Origin of the sequence: Pseudoxanthomonas sp. UTMC 1351, assembly GCF_040948865.1 — a bacterium.
Taxonomy (GTDB): Bacteria; Pseudomonadota; Gammaproteobacteria; order Xanthomonadales; family Xanthomonadaceae; genus Pseudoxanthomonas_A.
On the sequence record NZ_JAVGJT010000008.1, the window covers coordinates 314,672 to 329,339 of the forward strand.

Sequence of the window (14,668 nt, forward strand, 5' to 3'; positions counted from 1 at the left end):
AGTTGTGAACTTGACGAAGAATCCAATCACGCTTCCGCTTTTGCATGGAATCGGCAACGCTGAGTCGCCGGGCGTATTTGTAATGGACTATGTGGATGGTGAAGCTTCTACCCCGGCTGGGAAGAACCCGCCATCACTGGATGGACGCGAGAGTATCGTCTTGTTTCCGAGAGAGGGGATTTCGTTCGCCCTTTCGTGGGAGCAGTATCGATCGATCTTCGATCATGACACCGGCTGCAAGGATGTTTCAGCAAACTTCGTCATCAACGAATGGGCTAGGCAGGGTAAGTATTACGAAGCTGGTATTACGCCATTCCGAACCGAGGTTTGCATCCCAGCAGAATGAAGGCGCCTTACGACCCTTAGCGAAGAGATGTGTCCAGCCTGCCGCCCTGTCCAGCTCCTCCGGCTGCAGTGTCCAGTCCAGTTGGCGGCCGTGTCCAATCGCTTGGCGGTAAGTACCACAATCAAAGGCCGCGCTATCGCCAGTTCGCTGGATCGGTCATGAAATGTTCGGCTACCTCAATGCTTTTCCAACTAACCCCTAGGCGTAACGGTACGAGCACTTCCAGGTGCGTGTCCTTAGGGTCGGATTTGAGCTTCTGATTGAGCGCCATCGCCTCATGAAGCTGATTGATGCGGCTTGACCGTGGCTGAGGCGCAGCGAGTTCTTGCCGGAGCAACGACATCAGCCGTCCATTCCGCAGAGCCATGCGATGGCGATGGTAGTAGATCAGTTCAAACTCAATGGCCTGAGCCAAGGCGTCCGACTGCTTCATACGGATGGGCGGGAAGGTGGCAACAGCAGGGGTACGCATGCGATCTCAATCGCGCAGACGCAGCGAGTTGAGTTCGATAAACCTGTGCATTGCCCCTCGCATCGTGGCGGCATCGGTGGGAAGGGGAATGTCCAACTGGCGGCATAGAGAGCGTGCAAAGGCCATTTGGGCTTTGGTTGGCGGTTTGAGTTTCCAGTCGATGACGTCTGGCAACACTCGACCAATCTCCTCGGAGAGGCGCTTGCAGAAGTTCTCGTGCTCCCATCCGTCTTTGACCGCCGCCAAGTAACGGGATATCGCATCCAGGGAATCGGGCGGAATGGGGACCTCCAAGGTCAGGTCCAGGTCTGGTGCTATAAGGAACAGGCTCATGGAACCTCCTTGGAAAAGGGGCGACGAATCGGGTCAAAATGCTACCGTAAATACTGTAGACCGAAAATGCTACGGGACCGACGCTTTGCGCCATGGGAGGCGCCAGCGTCCAGCTCAAATTCGGAAAGGCCGTTCAATCGGCAAGGCTAGGCTTGGGCTACTCGCAGGAGGCCTTCGCTGCCGTGTTGGGGATGCACCGAACCCAACTTGGACATATCGAGCAAGGCCTCAAGGATTGCCGGCTCTCGACCATTGTCAGGATTTCTGCCGCCCTGGGGATGTCAGCTAGCCAGCTGCTCGACCAAGTTGACGCCAAGCGCGCTCGCTAGCTAGCTAGCGCGATGTCAATTAGTCTCAGGCAAAGGCACGGTCAAGTGATTAGTATTCTGATTGCGCACCGTATACGTCGAGCCTTTGGATAATGAAAGCTGTACTAGGCCCTGGCCGGAGAGTGCAACATTCATGGCGCAACGCGGGATATCAATTTGCACCCGGTAAGTTATTGAAAATTATAGTAAATCCGTGATGCAACATTCCCGTTTACAATGTAAAATACGACGATCACGGCCGCCGCGTTATGGATCAGAGCCCGACGCACGACCTCGCGTGGATGGATCTCCGCGCTGTCGATGGAGCCTTGGAACAGCTCCTCGAAGGCGACCGTGCGGTGTCGGGTGTCCATGAACAAGGCAGCGAAGACCTCATGCGGTCGTCCTCTCAGTCGTTGCGCGAAATACCGCCCCGCGGCGGATGGATCGGTAACCGCCAGGCCGCGCTCCAGTGAAGCCGCCAGATACCGGTGGCCCAGCTCCAGCGCCGCCGCCAACTGGCAGGTGCGCGCAGGTCCCAGTGCCGGCAGCTTGGACATTTCCGTGGGCGGCCGCTCCAGCAGCTTGCGCAGGGGACCATGACGGGCCAGCAGGTTGCGCGCCGTGGTCACCGCGTCGCTGCCGCGCAGGCCCGAGCCCAGGAATATCGCCAGCAATTCGGCATCGCTCAGTGCCGCGGCGCCGCGGCTGAGCAGCTTTTCACGGGGGCGTTCTTCGGCGGGCCAATCGCGGATGTGCATAGAACCAGAATGCATTTCGATCTGCGCACGCGCCGTCGGGCTTTACAGGCGCATCGGGTAAGCTAACCGCTGGTTCGGAGGTAGGAAATCGCTGACGTGACAGGATCGACCCAACCGCCCTCGCTGGAGCAACAGCGTATTTTGCTGTGTGTGGGCGGTGGGATTGCCGCCTATAAATCGCTGGAGCTGGCGCGGCGTTTGAAAGAGGCGGGTGCCGAAGTGCAGGTTGCCATGACCGCCGGCGCGCAGCAGTTCGTCACGCCGCTGAGTTTCCAGGCGCTGTCCGGACAGCCCACCCGCACCACATTGTGGGATGGAGCGGCGGAAGCAGCGATGGGACATATCGAACTGGCCCGCTGGGCCAGCCGCATCCTGATTGCGCCAGCCACCGCCGATCTGCTGGCCAAGCTGGCGCACGGCTTGGCCGATGACCTGGTGACCACCCTGTGTCTGGCGACGACGGCGCCGCTGACCGTGGCGCCGGCCATGAACCACCGCATGTGGCTGCATCCGGCCACCCAAGCCAATATCGCGACACTGCGCGGGCGGGGCGTTCAAGTGATCGGCCCGGAAGATGGTCCGTTGGCCGAGGGCGAATCCGGTCCAGGCCGGCTTAGCGAACCGGAAGCCATCGTGACGGCACTCGTGGCGAGACAGCCTGCGCAAGCGGCGGAACCCACCTTGGCCGGCATCCGGCTGGTGGTCAGTGCCGGCCCTACTTACGAGGATCTGGATCCGGTCCGATATTTGGGCAATCGCAGCAGCGGCAAGATGGGTTTCGCGGTGGCGGCCAGCGCGGCCAGGCGCGGTGCCGAGGTAGTGCTGATCGCCGGCCCGGTGACTCTGCCCACACCGCCCGGTGTGACCCGGGTCAATGTGCGATCGGCGGCGCAAATGCGCGAAGCGGTGTTCGCCGCATTCCCCGCCGATATCTACATTGGCGCGGCAGCAGTTGCCGACTACACACCGCGGCTGCCGGCGGCCAACAAGATCAAGAAGTCCAGCGAGTCGCTGGCACTGGATCTGGTGCGCACCCCGGACATCTTGTCCGAAGTGGCGGCCCAGACCCAGGGATTGAAGCTGGTGGTGGGATTTGCGGCGGAAACTGAGAAAGTCGCCGAGTACGCCCGTAAGAAGTTGGTCGCCAAGCGCCTGGACATGATCGTTGCCAACCGTGTTGGCATCGCCGATGGCGGCTTCGAGAGCGACAGCAATGCGATGACCGCCTTTTGGAAGGATGGCGAGCGGGCATTCGCCTCCGCGCCCAAGACGCAACTGGCTGATGAACTCCTGGACCTGATCGTGGAGCGCCTGAACGCATGACCCTGCTATCCGCACCCCGCGCCGTGGAAGTGAAGCTGCTGGATCCCCGTTTCGGCGATACCTGGCCGTTGCCGGCTTATGCCACGGACGCCAGCGCTGGGATGGACCTGCGCGCGGCGATCGAAACGCCCTTGGTTCTGGAACCTGGCGACACCGCCTTGGTACCTAGTGGCATCTCGTTGCATCTGGGCGATCCGCAACTATGCGCGGTGGTGCTGCCGCGCTCCGGCCTGGGTCACCGCCATGGCATCGTGCTGGGCAACGGCACCGGTTTGATCGATGCCGACTACCAAGGACCTTTGCTGATCAGCGTCTGGAACCGGGGCCATGCGGCCTTCACGATCGAACCGGGTGATCGTATCGCTCAGTTGGTCGTCCTGCCGGTGGTGCGCGTCAGCCTGCAGGTGGTGGATACTTTCGCCGACAGCGCGCGCGGTGCGGGTGGCTTTGGCCATACCGGCGTCCGCTGACAGGGGAAAACGAAAATGATCAAGACGAGCGAGAGCCAGTCGCCGCCGCGGGCACCGCAGCACGGGCGAGTGCTGGCGTTGCTGGCGGTTCTGTTGGTGGTGCTGGCGGTATGGCTGGGGTGGATGGGCGTACGCCAATGGCGCGATGCTCAGCTGGCGGAAGATCTGCAACGGGCTCGGGACAATGCGGTGACGACGCTGACGTCGACCCACGCTGCGCAAGCGCGCAAGCTGGCCGAGCGCCTGGCTTCGCCGCCGGTAAAAAGTGCTTTGGCGGCGAACGACACGGTCGCCGCCATCGCCGCCATCCAGAAGGACTGGCCGCAAGTCGAACACGTGGAAATACTCCCCGGCAGTCTGGATGCCGGTTACGCCGAGCCGGTGACATTCGGCTTCAGCAAGCTGGCATTGCTGGAAGACGGTATGCGCGGCGATCACGTCGCTGCCCGGGTGGTTCGCGACGACAAGCAGCCCAAGTTCGGTCTGGCGGCCGCGGTACCGCAAGGCGTGGTGTACGTGCGCTTGCCGCTTACCGAATTGACCGCCGGTTTTGATGCGGTCAGCGTGGCCGACACGGCTTATCTGGCATTGCGACAAGGCAGCTACGACGTTCGTGAGAAAGGCAACGCCGCACTCAAGGAGGGGGCCGAGGTGCTGGCGCACTCTGTCGGCAAGACGGGATTGCGGGTGGCCGCGGCCGTGCCCGACAGCGAGGCCGGTGCTTTTGGCATGGGCGCATTGCCCAGCCTGATTCTGGCGGGATTACTCGCCGTGCTGGCGGTGGCGGCGCTGCTGGTAGCGCGCGGCGGAATCCGCCTGCCCCGCCTGAAGTCCCGCGGCGACGCGGAGGAAGAAGGCGACGAAACCACATTGGGGCAGGCGCTGCAGCGTGAACCGTTGCCGACGCCCGCCCGTGCCGCGCCTCCCCCCCCGAAGGACGAGTACATGAGACAGATCGCAGTCGATCCCGGAATTTTCCGGGCCTATGACATTCGCGGCATCGTCGGCCAGACCTTGAACGTGGAAGTCGCCGAACTGATCGGCCAAGCCATTGGCACCGTGATGCAGGAAGAGGATCTGAGCGACATCGTGGTGGGACGGGATGGACGCCTGTCCGGTCCGGACCTGGTGGATGGGCTGGTTGCCGGTTTGCGCCGGGCCGGGCGCAATGTCGTCGATATCGGCATGGCTTCCACCCCCGTCGCCTATTTCGCCGCTTATCACCTGCGAACCGGCAGTTGCGTGGCCGTCACCGGTAGCCATAACCCACCGGACTACAACGGTTTCAAGATCGTGGTGGGCGGACGGACGCTTTCTGGCGATGCCATTACCGACCTCTACAACCGGATCAACGAAAACCGCCTGCATACGGGCAAAACGCATGGCGATCTGCAGCAGCGCGACGTCGCCGCCGATTACATTCAGCGTATCGCCGATGACGTGCAGTTGGATCGCCCGCTCAAGGTGGTCGTCGATGCCGGCAACGGTGTGGCGGGCGATATCGCGCCGCAACTATTGGAAGCGATCGGTGCCGAAGTCATTCCGCTTTATTGCGATGTGGACGGGACTTTCCCTAATCACCATCCCGACCCCAGCGAGCCGCACAACCTGGAAGACCTGATTCAGACGGTGAAGCGCTTCGACGCCGATCTCGGCGTGGCGTTCGACGGCGATGGCGACCGCCTTGGCGTGGTGACCAAGGAAGGCGAGATCGTGTTCCCCGACCGGCTGCTGATGCTGTTCGCTGCCGACGTGCTGGAACGCAACCCCGGCGCGCTGATCATCTACGACGTCAAATGCACGGGCAAGCTGCAAGCCTGGGTGCTGCGTTACGGCGGTACGCCGATGATGTGGAAGACGGGGCATTCGCTGATCAAAGCCAAGATGCGCGAAACCGGCGCCGAATTGGCCGGCGAAATGAGCGGCCACTTCTTCTTCCAGGAACGCTGGTACGGCTTTGACGATGGCCTGTATTCGGCAGCGCGCCTGCTGGAAATCCTGGCGGGCCGTCCTGAAACGCCTTCGGAAGTGTTGGCGACGCTACCCGACGGTATCTCCACTCCGGAACTGAAGGTACCGGTGGAGACCGGCACTCCGCATGAGGTAGTGGAGCGGTTCGTCGACACCGCCAACTTCGAAGGCGCTCGCATTTCCACCACGGATGGTTTGCGCGCCGACTGGGACGATGGCTGGGGACTGCTTCGAGCCTCCAATACCACGCCCATCTTGGTACTGCGCTTTGAGGCTGACAATCAGGAGGCGCTGGCGCGTATCAAGGACGCGTTCCGTGCCCACCTGTTGACGATCGCGCCGGAGCTGAAGCCGACGTTCTAGTCAGATTGTCTCGCTATACAGGGATGCCGGGCACACCGGCATCCTACTGCTCCGCCGCTCTGTTTACTGCGTGGACGTGGGCTTGGCTGCAGGCGGATTGGCCGCTGTCGAACTCTCCGGTGAAGCTGCCGGCAGCAGACCCTTCTTGACGCGGTAACGGTGGAGGATCTCAGCGATTTCCGCGTCCAGTTCGACGCGTTGTTTTTCGAAGTTCTGCTGCAAGCGGTGCTGGCGCAATAGCGCGTTGTGCCGTTGGCGGATGTTGCTTGTCATTTCCGCCGGGATCGGCTTGCCTGCCAGTTCCCGATCACCCGTGGTCTGCAGCAGGCTGACCAGTCCGTCGCGCAGGCTGGCGACGTTGAAGCGGGCGGTGCGGATGTTGTTGTCGACGATGGCGGTACGCTCGCCGAATACCCGGCGCAGCTCCTCCTCAGTGCGGTAGGACAGCAGCATGGCTTCATCGGTGCGGCGACGGGTTTCTTCCGCCGCCAGGTCGAGCTGCCGCTGGGCGGCATCCACCGCGGCTTGCGCGCGTTCTTCTTCGGTCAGTGCGCGCTGCACTTCGCCGACTTTCAGTCCGCTTTGGACGCTGATCTCCTCGCGCGCGGCGTTCACCGCCTCGGCGGGCAAGGCATCGCTGCAGATGCGTTGGCCGTTTTGGTTCCAGCAGTAAAGTTTTTTGGACGCCGTACCGCTTTGCGCCGCCACCGCGGACGGCAACAGCGCCAGCAGCGTCGCCGCCAGCCATAGTGGTGTGTTCCGCATCATCGCAGCCCCCTGCTGCAATCAATCCGAATGTACGCTGCCGTAGCTCGCCCGATAGGCGAGTAGACGGTCGCGATGATGCACAAGTTCGGCGCTTTCGCCGGCAAAAGCAAGCAGGTCGTGCAAGCTGGCCACGGCGATCACCGGCACGCCGGTTTCTTCTGAGACATCCTGTGCGGCGGAGCGGCGGGTGCCGGATTCGCCTGCCGACGCATCGCCCATCACTTCCTGCCGGTCCAGCGCCACCACGATGCCGGCCGGTGTACCACCGCCGGCACGGATCAGGCCCAGCGCTTCACGGATGGCCGTACCAGCGGTGATCACATCATCGACGACCAGTACTCGGCGATCGGCCAGCGGAGCACCGATCAGCAATCCGCCTTCGCCGTGGTCCTTGATCTCCTTGCGGTTGAACGCCACCGGAAGATCGCGGCCGCGGCGGGCGAATTCGCATGCCAATGCAGTCGCCAGCGGAATGCCTTTGTACGCCGGGCCAAACAGCAGATCGAACTCAACCCCCGAAGCATCCACCGCGTCGGCATAACAGGCCGCCAGCTCGTCCAGCTTGGCGCCACTGTCGAAGCGGCCGGCGTTGAAGAAATAAGGGCTGAGCCGTCCGGATTTCAGGGTGAATTCGCCAAAACGCAGCGCCTGCGCACGTAGCGCCAACTGCAGGAAACGGGAGCGATGATCTTGCACGGTCGTCGCCGGGTGGGGAGGGGTGAAAGGAAGCGTAACTGAATCCAATTAAGAAGGCGTAGTGGTTCCAGGCGGCGGGTTATGCTTGCTCCTTCTCGCCAGCCACTATTCCGCATCATGAGAGTCGTCAGTTTCAATGCCAACGGGCTGCGTTCGGCAGCCAACAAGGGATTCTTCGAATGGTTCTCCAAGCAGCAGGCCGACGTCCTGTGCGTGCAGGAAACCAAGGCGCAGGAACATCAGCTGGCCGGGCCCGCATTCCTGCCGGACGGCTACAAGGCGTGGTTCCGCGATGCCACCACCAAGAAGGGCTACAGCGGCGTGGCGGTCTACAGCCGGCGCGAACCTGATGAGGTGCGCACGGCATTGGGCTGGGAAGCGTTTGACGAAGAGGGCCGCTACCTGGAAGCGCGATTCGGCAACCTCAGCGTAGTGTCGTTCTACATTCCTTCCGGTTCGTCCGGCGAGATGCGCCAGGATTTCAAATTCAAGGTCATGGACTGGCTGGCGCCGATCTTCCAGGAGTGGCTGAAGAGTGGCCGCGATTACGTGCTGTGCGGCGACTGGAACATCGTGCGTTCGCGCATGGACATCAAGAACTGGACGTCCAACCAGAAAAACTCGGGGTGTTTGCCCGCCGAACGCGACTGGCTAAATGGCCTGTGCGTGGAAGAAGGCGGCTGGGTGGACGCATATCGGGCGCTGAACCCGGAAGGCCAGGATTACACCTGGTGGAGTAACCGGGGCGCAGCACGCGCCAATAACGTCGGTTGGCGCATCGACTACCAGGTCGTTACCCCGTCCCTGCGTAACAAACTGAAAGCCTGCTCGATCTACACCGGCGAACGGTTCTCGGACCATGCGCCATTTACGGTGGATTACGCGGAATGAGCCAAGCCAGCGCTGGCGCCAAGCCGACTTCGTACAAAGGGTGGGCTGGCATCAAGCGTGCCTTTGGAACGCCTTCGGCGCTGACCATGTTGTTCCTGGGCTTTGGCAGCGGATTGCCGTTCCTGCTGATCGCGTCGATGACGCTGTCCACCCGCTTGCGCGATGTCGGGCTGGATCTGGGCAGTATTGGACTGATCAGCTTGGCGAGCTTCTTCTATCTGTTGAAGTTCCTATGGGCACCGTTGATCGATCGCTATGTGTTTCCCTTGACGGCATTCCTGGGGCGGCGACGTTCGTGGCTGCTGGCCGCGCAGCTGGGTGTGGCTATCGGTTTGGTGGCTTTGGCGTTCACCCGGCCGGAGCTGGGCGTTACGTCGTTGGTGACCTGGGTCTTGTTCGCGTCCTTCGCTGGTGCCACGCAGGATTCAGCGGTGGATGCGTACCGCATCGAAATCGCGCCTGCAGCCGCGCAAGCTGCACTGGCGGCCACCTACACGCTCGGCTACCGCGTCGGCTTGATCGTCGCGGGCGCGGGCGCGTTGTATATCGCCGAGTTCAGCGGCTGGCGGTCGGCCTATCTCTGGATGTCGGGCCTGATGGTATTGCCCATAGCCGCCACTCTGCTAAGCAGGGAGCCGGTTGCCCCTGAGACCACCGTAATACGCAAGATCGATTTCGTTGGGGCGTTCTGGCAGCCGTTTTCAAGCTTTTTTTCAACCAACGGCTTGTTGCTGGGTCTGTCGCTGTTGTTGTTCGTGGGATTGTTCAAATTCCCGGATCAGGTCATCGGCGTAATGGCAGGGCCGTTCTATCTGGATTCGGGCTATACCAAGGCCGACATTGCCACGGTGTCCAAGCTTTATGGCGTTTGGACGGGCATCGCCGGAGCATTCCTGGGCGGATTCTGCGTCGCGGCTTTCGGCTTCCGCCGCATGTTGGCGGTCGCGGCACTGGCCGTGGCGCTGTCCAACCTCGCCTTCATGCTGATGGCGGAGCACCCATCGGAGATCTGGGCGTTCTACGCCGCCATCACCGCCGACAATCTATCCCAGGGTTTCGCGGGGACGGTGCTGGTGGCGTTCATGTCCTCGCTCACCAATCGCAATTTCACCGCGACCCAATATGCGTTGCTGGTATCGCTGGCGAACCTGCCGGGCAAGTTCATCGGCGGCGTGTCTGGATATATCGTGGAAGCTTCGTCCTACAGCACGTTCTTCCTGCTGAGTGCGATGACGGTGGTGCCGACGCTGCTATTGCTTGCCTGGCTGTGGAGGCGTATCAAGGATCCGGTGGTGAGCGGCGAATCGGCTTGAGTGCGTTCGCCGTGGCTGTGTTGCGAATCAAGGGGACAACATGACCGACATCGTGCTGAAAGACATCGATCCGGTGCTGGCCGACCGCATCCGCCGTGTCGCCGCGGCACGCGGTTGGAACATCCACGAAACCATCTTCAACCTGCTGGAGCAGGGCTTGTTCGCCTGTGAAGCGGAAGTGCGGAGTGGCTTCGACAATAACGAGGTCGATGTCCTCTCGGCAGCTATCAATGCCTTGAAGGAAGTGCCGGCGGGCAAAGGATTCTGAAGGATCAGGCCGGATAGACGGCCCCCAGCACGCGCAGTCCCTTCGCTCCGGTGACCGATGGCAGATTGCTTGGCCGCCCCGCCAGGGTTTCGCGAGCCAGCCAGGCAAAGCCCATGGCTTCCACATAGTCCGGATCCAGGCCATGCGCTGCCGTCGACTCGACCTTGGTTGCCGGAAGACGTGCTGTGATCCGCGCCATCAGCGCCCGGTTGTGCACCCCGCCGCCGCAGACTAGCACCCGGTGGGTGTCGGGCTGGGTCGCGCGCAGCGCGTCGGCTACCGTGATCGCGGTAAGTTCCAGCAGCGTGGCTTGCACATCGGCAGGTGTTCGATCGGAATCATCCAATTGCATTTCCAGCCAACGCAGGTGGAACTGCTCGCGGCCGGTGCTTTTGGGTGGCGGCAGCGAAAACCAGGAATCGGCGAGCAAGCGTGAGAGCAGGGCATCGTCCACCCGGCCGCTGGCGGCGAAAGCACCCGCGGCATCGAAAGGCTTGCCGGTATGCCGTTCGCACCATGCATCCATCAGTGCATTGGCCGGGCCGGTGTCGAATCCGCGAACATCGCCGTGCTTGGGAAGCAAGGTGAAGTTGCCTATGCCGCCGAGATTTAAAACGGCACGGTTCTCATCGGGCGTGTGCAGCAGCGCGGCATGGAAGGCGGGCATCAACGGCGCACCATGGCCGCCCGCCGCCACGTCGCGGCGGCGGAAATCGGCGACAGTATTTATCCCAGTGCGTTCGGCAATGACATTGCCGTCGCCCAGCTGCCAGGTGAAAGGCGGATTGGCGTGCGGACGATGGCGGATGGTTTGCCCGTGCGAACCAATGGCAGCCACGCTGCTGCGCGACAAGCCCGCAGCGCTGACCAGATTCAATGCAGCGTCGGCGAAGGCCAGGGCAGTTTGTGCATCCAGTGAGCCTAGTGCATCCAGTGATACCGTTTCGGCACCTTGCCCCAGCACAATCAATTCTTCTCGCAGCGCCGGATCCCACGGGTATGTGCGGCCCATGACCAGCTCGCAACGGAGTGGCGATGAATGCTCCGAAAAGCGCACCAAAGCGGCATCGATACCATCGGCGCTGGTACCGGAAATCAGGCCCAGGTACAGGTTGGAAGCCGCAGGCGGGATATCAGGCATGAAACCAGGATTCCAAAAAGTAGAAAGGCGGACTGTGAAGCCCGCCTATTCAACCACAGCGATTTGCCTGATCCGCTGCTGTCAGCCTTTCTTCTGCTTCCTGGCTGCTGCAGGTTTGGACGCCGCGACCGCCGTTCGCGACGGCGACGTGCCGGCACCGACATCGGCATAGATGATGTTTTCGACAGTGCGGATACGCGCCAGCGCGTTAGCTGTCTGGGTGCGGAACGAAGCCAGCTGCGCACCGGACAGCGGCTCCGGCGGCGGCATGGTGACCGACAGCGGATTGCGGTGCACGCCGTTGACGCGGAATTCGTAATGCAGGTGCGGACCAGTGGATAGACCAGTGGTGCCGACGTAGCCGATCACGGTGCCCTGCGCGACTCGCTGGCCCTGTTTGATGTTGCCCAGCCGCGACATGTGGCCGTACAGGGTGGTGTGGCCGCGGCCATGGTCCAGGACGACAGTGCGGCCGTAGCCACCCTGCCAGCCTGCGAATTGAACCCGTGCGTCGCCGGCTGCCATGATCGGGGTGCCTGTCGGTGCCGCGTAGTCCACGCCCTTGTGCATGCGCATCGTGCCCAGCACCGGATGGCGGCGTGCTCCGAACTTGGAACTCAGCCGCGCATATTGAATCGGCATGCGAATGAAGCTCTTCTTCAGCGGCCGGCCTTCGGCGGTGAAGTACTCCGGCTTGGCGCCGGTGCGCGCATAGCGGAAACCGGAGTGCAACTTGCCCTTGACGGTAAAGGTGGCGGCCAGCACCGGGCTGGTTTCCACCAGTTCGCCTTCGCGCCAGGTCTGCTCCACCACCACGCTGAAGCGATCATTGGCGCTCAGGTCGGAGTTGAAGTCGATGTCGTACTTGAAGATGTCATCTGTCAGCGAACGTATGTTGGAGGCGGTGAGTCCAGCGTTACGGGCGGAACGGTTCAACGACCGGCCTACCTTGCCGCTGAGTACCACCGTGCGGGTGGCGGTCTCGCGGGCAATGACCTTTTCCTTGACCGTATCGCCGACTAATGAGAGTTCGACCCGATGTGCGGGGTCACGGTCATAACGCAATGTCCGTAGCGTGCCGGTGACCGGCAGATCGAAGCCGATCTCGGCACCCGGTTTAAGCCGGGTCAACGCGGCTTTGGCGTCCGCATTCTTCAAAATCAGATGCATGGTGGTGGCAGAAATGCCAAGCTCTTGGAAGATCGCGCCCAGCGTCTGGCCCGGCTTGACCTTCACCATCTGCCAGCTATCGCCCTCAATGCCAGCCAACTCGCCGGAAGGCAGCTCAGGCAGTTGCAGAGTCAACGTCGCCCGAGGTTCCGACATCGGTACCTGGATGGCATTGGAGAAACCCGGCACGATGGTGGCCACCAGAATGCCGATGGTGGTGAACAAGCTGGCGTGGATCCAATGGCGGCGCGTCCAGCGGCCAGCCGGCAGATGTCGCTTCATTTGCTGGTGCAGCGTTGTATCGCGCAGGACTTCCAGGCGTTCCTGGAAACGTTGCTTACGGCGGTCGCCGTCCCCGTGAGAATGCATTGTCTAAACCCGGGTCCAAGAAGGAGACCCAATCGGCGTACCATAGACACACGAAATGTCCGCGTCAAATCATTGAGTTCATTAGCTTTTTGACCGGCGTCACGGATCGCATTACTTTAACTTTCGCTTCACTTCTATAACTAGCCCTTCACGGCGCCACACCTCACCGGAACCGACGTTTTGTCCACTGAACAAGCCCTTGCATTGATCGGCCGCGGCGCCGACGAGATCCTGAAGCTGGAAGAACTGGAGGCCCGCTTGAAGCTGGGCCGCCCCCTGCGTATCAAGGCAGGGTTCGATCCCACGGCTCCGGATCTGCATATCGGCCATACCGTTTTGCTGAACAAGATGCGCCAGTTCCAGGAGCTGGGCCATCAAGTCATCTTCCTGATCGGCGATTTCACCGGAATGATCGGCGACCCCACGGGCAAGAACGTCACCCGTAAGCCGTTGACACGCGAAGACGTCTTGGCCAACGCGCAGACCTATGCCGACCAAGTGTTCAAGGTGCTGGACAAAGCGCGTACCGAGGTCCGATTCAACTCCGAGTGGTTCGGCCAAATGTCTGCTGCCGATATGATCAAGTTGGCGGCCCAGCACACCGTGGCTCGCATGCTGGAACGGGACGACTTCGCCAAGCGGTATGCGGCGCAGCAATCGATCGCCATTCATGAATTCCTCTATCCGCTGGTGCAGGGCTACGATTCGGTGGCCCTGAAAGCCGATGTGGAGCTTGGCGGCACCGATCAGAAGTTCAACCTGCTGATGGGGCGTGGCCTGCAAGAGCACTACGGTCAACCGCCGCAGATCGTGCTGACCATGCCGCTTTTGGAAGGATTGGACGGCATACAGAAGATGTCCAAGTCCTTGGGCAACTACATCGGCATCAGTGAACCGACGATCGATATCGTCACTAAGACCCTGAAGATCGGCGACGAGCTGATGTGGCGGTGGATCGAGCTGCTCAGTTTCGATATCGGCCCGGCAGAAGCGAAGCAACTGCGTAACGAAGTGGCTGCAGGACAGCTGAATCCTCGCGATGTAAAGCTCCGGCTCGCGCGGGAACTTGCCACCCGCTTCCATGATGCAGCGGCCGCAGAGCAGGCCATCGCCGGCTGGCATGCCGTGGTTCGCGGTGAAGGCGATACCTCCCTGCTGCCCTTGCACGAGGTCGCCATTCCCGCCGAAGGCTTACGTATCGGCGCCCTGCTGACCGCCGCTGGCATCACCCCGAGCAATTCCGAAGCCAGCCGCAAGCTGAAAGAGCGCGCGGTGCGGGTGGACGGCGCAGTGGTGGAAGATCCCAATCAGGCGTTCTTTCCTGGATTCGAGGGTGTGCTGCAGGTAGGAAAGCGCAATTTCGCGCGGGTCCGATTGACCGGGCAGTAGGGAACCAGGCTGACATCAGTTCTAGAAGCTGGCTCTACGTTCGGCGCAAGGAAGATTCAGGAAAAAATTGCGTCGCGGCTCTTCCCAAAAGCCAAGTTCGGGGTCATACTTTTCCTCCCCTTCGCGAAAGGGGTTGCCGCAAGCCAACGGGCAACCAGGGTAGCGAAACGGATTGCTAAGATTTCTTAAAAAAGGGTCTTGACGAAGTACCAAGAGCCCCACATAATGTGCGGCTCACCTCGACGGAAACGTTGGGGCAAACGAAGGAAGGCGCTGAGGCCGACTTCGACGCTCTTTGACAGTGTGCGCAGGTGAC

General features: G+C 61.6%; 15 protein-coding genes and 1 pseudogene. 9 read left to right on the forward strand and 7 right to left on the reverse strand.

The features are described 5' to 3' along the window. Positions 1–10 precede the first annotated feature (10 nt). Entirely contained in the window at positions 11–346 is a 336-nt protein-coding gene (locus AB6O04_RS07220; protein WP_368563151.1) for a hypothetical protein, read from the forward strand. 133 nt (positions 347–479) lie between these two features. On the opposite strand, the gene AB6O04_RS07225 is transcribed toward AB6O04_RS07220, so the two are convergent. Further along, positions 480–818: a hypothetical protein gene (locus AB6O04_RS07225; RefSeq protein WP_368563152.1), complete on the reverse strand. Its 339-nt coding sequence runs from the start codon at positions 816–818 to the stop codon at positions 480–482. Positions 819–824: 6 nt separating this feature from the next. Further along, positions 825–1,151, reverse strand: coding sequence for a hypothetical protein (locus tag AB6O04_RS07230; protein ID WP_368563153.1), 327 nt, complete (start codon positions 1,149–1,151; stop codon positions 825–827). Positions 1,152–1,243: 92 nt separating this feature from the next. Between AB6O04_RS07230 and AB6O04_RS07235 the strand changes: the two genes are divergently transcribed. Further along, positions 1,244–1,480 carry a helix-turn-helix domain-containing protein gene (locus AB6O04_RS07235; RefSeq protein ID WP_368563154.1) on the forward strand — a complete coding sequence of 79 codons (237 nt, stop codon included), beginning with the start codon at positions 1,244–1,246 and terminating at the stop codon, positions 1,478–1,480. Positions 1,481–1,707: 227 nt separating this feature from the next. Here the strand turns inward: AB6O04_RS07235 and radC are convergent. Then, positions 1,708–2,220 (reverse strand): annotated as a pseudogene (gene radC, locus AB6O04_RS07240) (DNA repair protein RadC); the annotation flags it as partial. 96 nt (positions 2,221–2,316) lie between these two features. On the opposite strand from radC, the gene coaBC reads away from it, so the two are divergent. The 3 genes from coaBC to AB6O04_RS07255 are packed head-to-tail and all read left to right on the forward strand — an operon-like array spanning position 2,317 to position 6,347. Beyond that, positions 2,317–3,543 (forward strand): bifunctional phosphopantothenoylcysteine decarboxylase/phosphopantothenate--cysteine ligase CoaBC, encoded by a 1,227-nt coding sequence (coaBC, locus tag AB6O04_RS07245; protein WP_368563155.1) that lies wholly within the window; start codon positions 2,317–2,319, stop codon positions 3,541–3,543. Further along, the gene (dut, locus tag AB6O04_RS07250; RefSeq protein ID WP_368563156.1) at positions 3,540–4,013 is read left to right on the forward strand and encodes a dUTP diphosphatase; all 474 of its coding nucleotides are present in this window, start codon (positions 3,540–3,542) and stop codon (positions 4,011–4,013) included. The genes coaBC and dut overlap by 4 nt, the downstream gene beginning before the upstream one ends. Before the next feature lie 15 nt (positions 4,014–4,028). Further along, positions 4,029–6,347, forward strand: a complete 2,319-nt coding sequence (locus AB6O04_RS07255; RefSeq protein ID WP_368563157.1) for a phosphomannomutase/phosphoglucomutase — start codon at positions 4,029–4,031, stop codon at positions 6,345–6,347. A 63-nt stretch (positions 6,348–6,410) separates the two neighbouring features. Here AB6O04_RS07255 and AB6O04_RS07260 read toward each other — a convergent pair whose 3' ends face one another. Further along, a complete protein-coding gene (locus tag AB6O04_RS07260) occupies positions 6,411–7,115 on the reverse strand; it encodes a hypothetical protein (RefSeq protein ID WP_368563158.1) in 705 nt (234 codons plus the stop codon). A gap of 18 nt (positions 7,116–7,133) precedes the next feature. Then, positions 7,134–7,811, reverse strand: a complete 678-nt coding sequence (gene pyrE / locus AB6O04_RS07265; RefSeq protein ID WP_368563159.1) for an orotate phosphoribosyltransferase — start codon at positions 7,809–7,811, stop codon at positions 7,134–7,136. A 117-nt stretch (positions 7,812–7,928) separates the two neighbouring features. Here pyrE and AB6O04_RS07270 point away from each other — a divergent pair, with 117 nt between their 5' ends. The 3 genes from AB6O04_RS07270 to AB6O04_RS07280 are packed head-to-tail and all read left to right on the forward strand — an operon-like array spanning position 7,929 to position 10,283. Further along, positions 7,929–8,702 carry an exodeoxyribonuclease III gene (locus tag AB6O04_RS07270; protein ID WP_368563176.1) on the forward strand — a complete coding sequence of 258 codons (774 nt, stop codon included), beginning with the start codon at positions 7,929–7,931 and terminating at the stop codon, positions 8,700–8,702. Continuing rightward, the gene (locus AB6O04_RS07275) at positions 8,699–10,015 is read left to right on the forward strand and encodes an MFS transporter (protein WP_368563160.1); all 1,317 of its coding nucleotides are present in this window, start codon (positions 8,699–8,701) and stop codon (positions 10,013–10,015) included. The genes AB6O04_RS07270 and AB6O04_RS07275 overlap by 4 nt, the downstream gene beginning before the upstream one ends. A 40-nt stretch (positions 10,016–10,055) precedes the next feature. After that, positions 10,056–10,283 (forward strand): hypothetical protein, encoded by a 228-nt coding sequence (locus tag AB6O04_RS07280; protein WP_337343926.1) that lies wholly within the window; start codon positions 10,056–10,058, stop codon positions 10,281–10,283. Positions 10,284–10,287: 4 nt separating this feature from the next. Here AB6O04_RS07280 and AB6O04_RS07285 read toward each other — a convergent pair whose 3' ends face one another. Both AB6O04_RS07285 and AB6O04_RS07290 read right to left on the reverse strand, forming a co-directional pair. Next, positions 10,288–11,424, reverse strand: a complete 1,137-nt coding sequence (locus AB6O04_RS07285) for an anhydro-N-acetylmuramic acid kinase (RefSeq protein ID WP_368563161.1) — start codon at positions 11,422–11,424, stop codon at positions 10,288–10,290. Positions 11,425–11,505: 81 nt separating this feature from the next. Beyond that, positions 11,506–12,963, reverse strand: a complete 1,458-nt coding sequence (locus AB6O04_RS07290; protein WP_368563162.1) for a peptidoglycan DD-metalloendopeptidase family protein — start codon at positions 12,961–12,963, stop codon at positions 11,506–11,508. A 180-nt stretch (positions 12,964–13,143) separates the two neighbouring features. On the opposite strand from AB6O04_RS07290, the gene tyrS reads away from it, so the two are divergent. Then, on the forward strand, positions 13,144–14,352 hold the full coding sequence (gene tyrS, locus AB6O04_RS07295; protein ID WP_368563163.1) for a tyrosine--tRNA ligase: 1,209 nt from the start codon (positions 13,144–13,146) through the stop codon (positions 14,350–14,352). Positions 14,353–14,668 lie beyond the last annotated feature (316 nt).

What these genes read in the sequence shown, in the direction of transcription:
- AB6O04_RS07225 (WP_368563152.1), bottom strand. Translation starts at nt 818, where the DNA reads ATGCGTACCCCTGCTGTTGCCACCTTCCCGCCCATCCGTATGAAGCAG.
- AB6O04_RS07230 (WP_368563153.1), bottom strand. Translation starts at nt 1,151, where the DNA reads ATGAGCCTGTTCCTTATAGCACCAGACCTGGACCTGACCTTGGAGGTC.
- AB6O04_RS07235 (WP_368563154.1), top strand. Translation starts at nt 1,244, where the DNA reads ATGGGAGGCGCCAGCGTCCAGCTCAAATTCGGAAAGGCCGTTCAATCG.
- dut (WP_368563156.1), top strand. Translation starts at nt 3,540, where the DNA reads ATGACCCTGCTATCCGCACCCCGCGCCGTGGAAGTGAAGCTGCTGGAT.
- AB6O04_RS07255 (WP_368563157.1), top strand. Translation starts at nt 4,029, where the DNA reads ATGATCAAGACGAGCGAGAGCCAGTCGCCGCCGCGGGCACCGCAGCAC.
- AB6O04_RS07260 (WP_368563158.1), bottom strand. Translation starts at nt 7,115, where the DNA reads ATGATGCGGAACACACCACTATGGCTGGCGGCGACGCTGCTGGCGCTG.
- AB6O04_RS07270 (WP_368563176.1), top strand. Translation starts at nt 7,929, where the DNA reads ATGAGAGTCGTCAGTTTCAATGCCAACGGGCTGCGTTCGGCAGCCAAC.
- AB6O04_RS07275 (WP_368563160.1), top strand. Translation starts at nt 8,699, where the DNA reads ATGAGCCAAGCCAGCGCTGGCGCCAAGCCGACTTCGTACAAAGGGTGG.
- AB6O04_RS07280 (WP_337343926.1), top strand. Translation starts at nt 10,056, where the DNA reads ATGACCGACATCGTGCTGAAAGACATCGATCCGGTGCTGGCCGACCGC.
- AB6O04_RS07285 (WP_368563161.1), bottom strand. Translation starts at nt 11,424, where the DNA reads ATGCCTGATATCCCGCCTGCGGCTTCCAACCTGTACCTGGGCCTGATT.
- AB6O04_RS07290 (WP_368563162.1), bottom strand. Translation starts at nt 12,963, where the DNA reads ATGCATTCTCACGGGGACGGCGACCGCCGTAAGCAACGTTTCCAGGAA.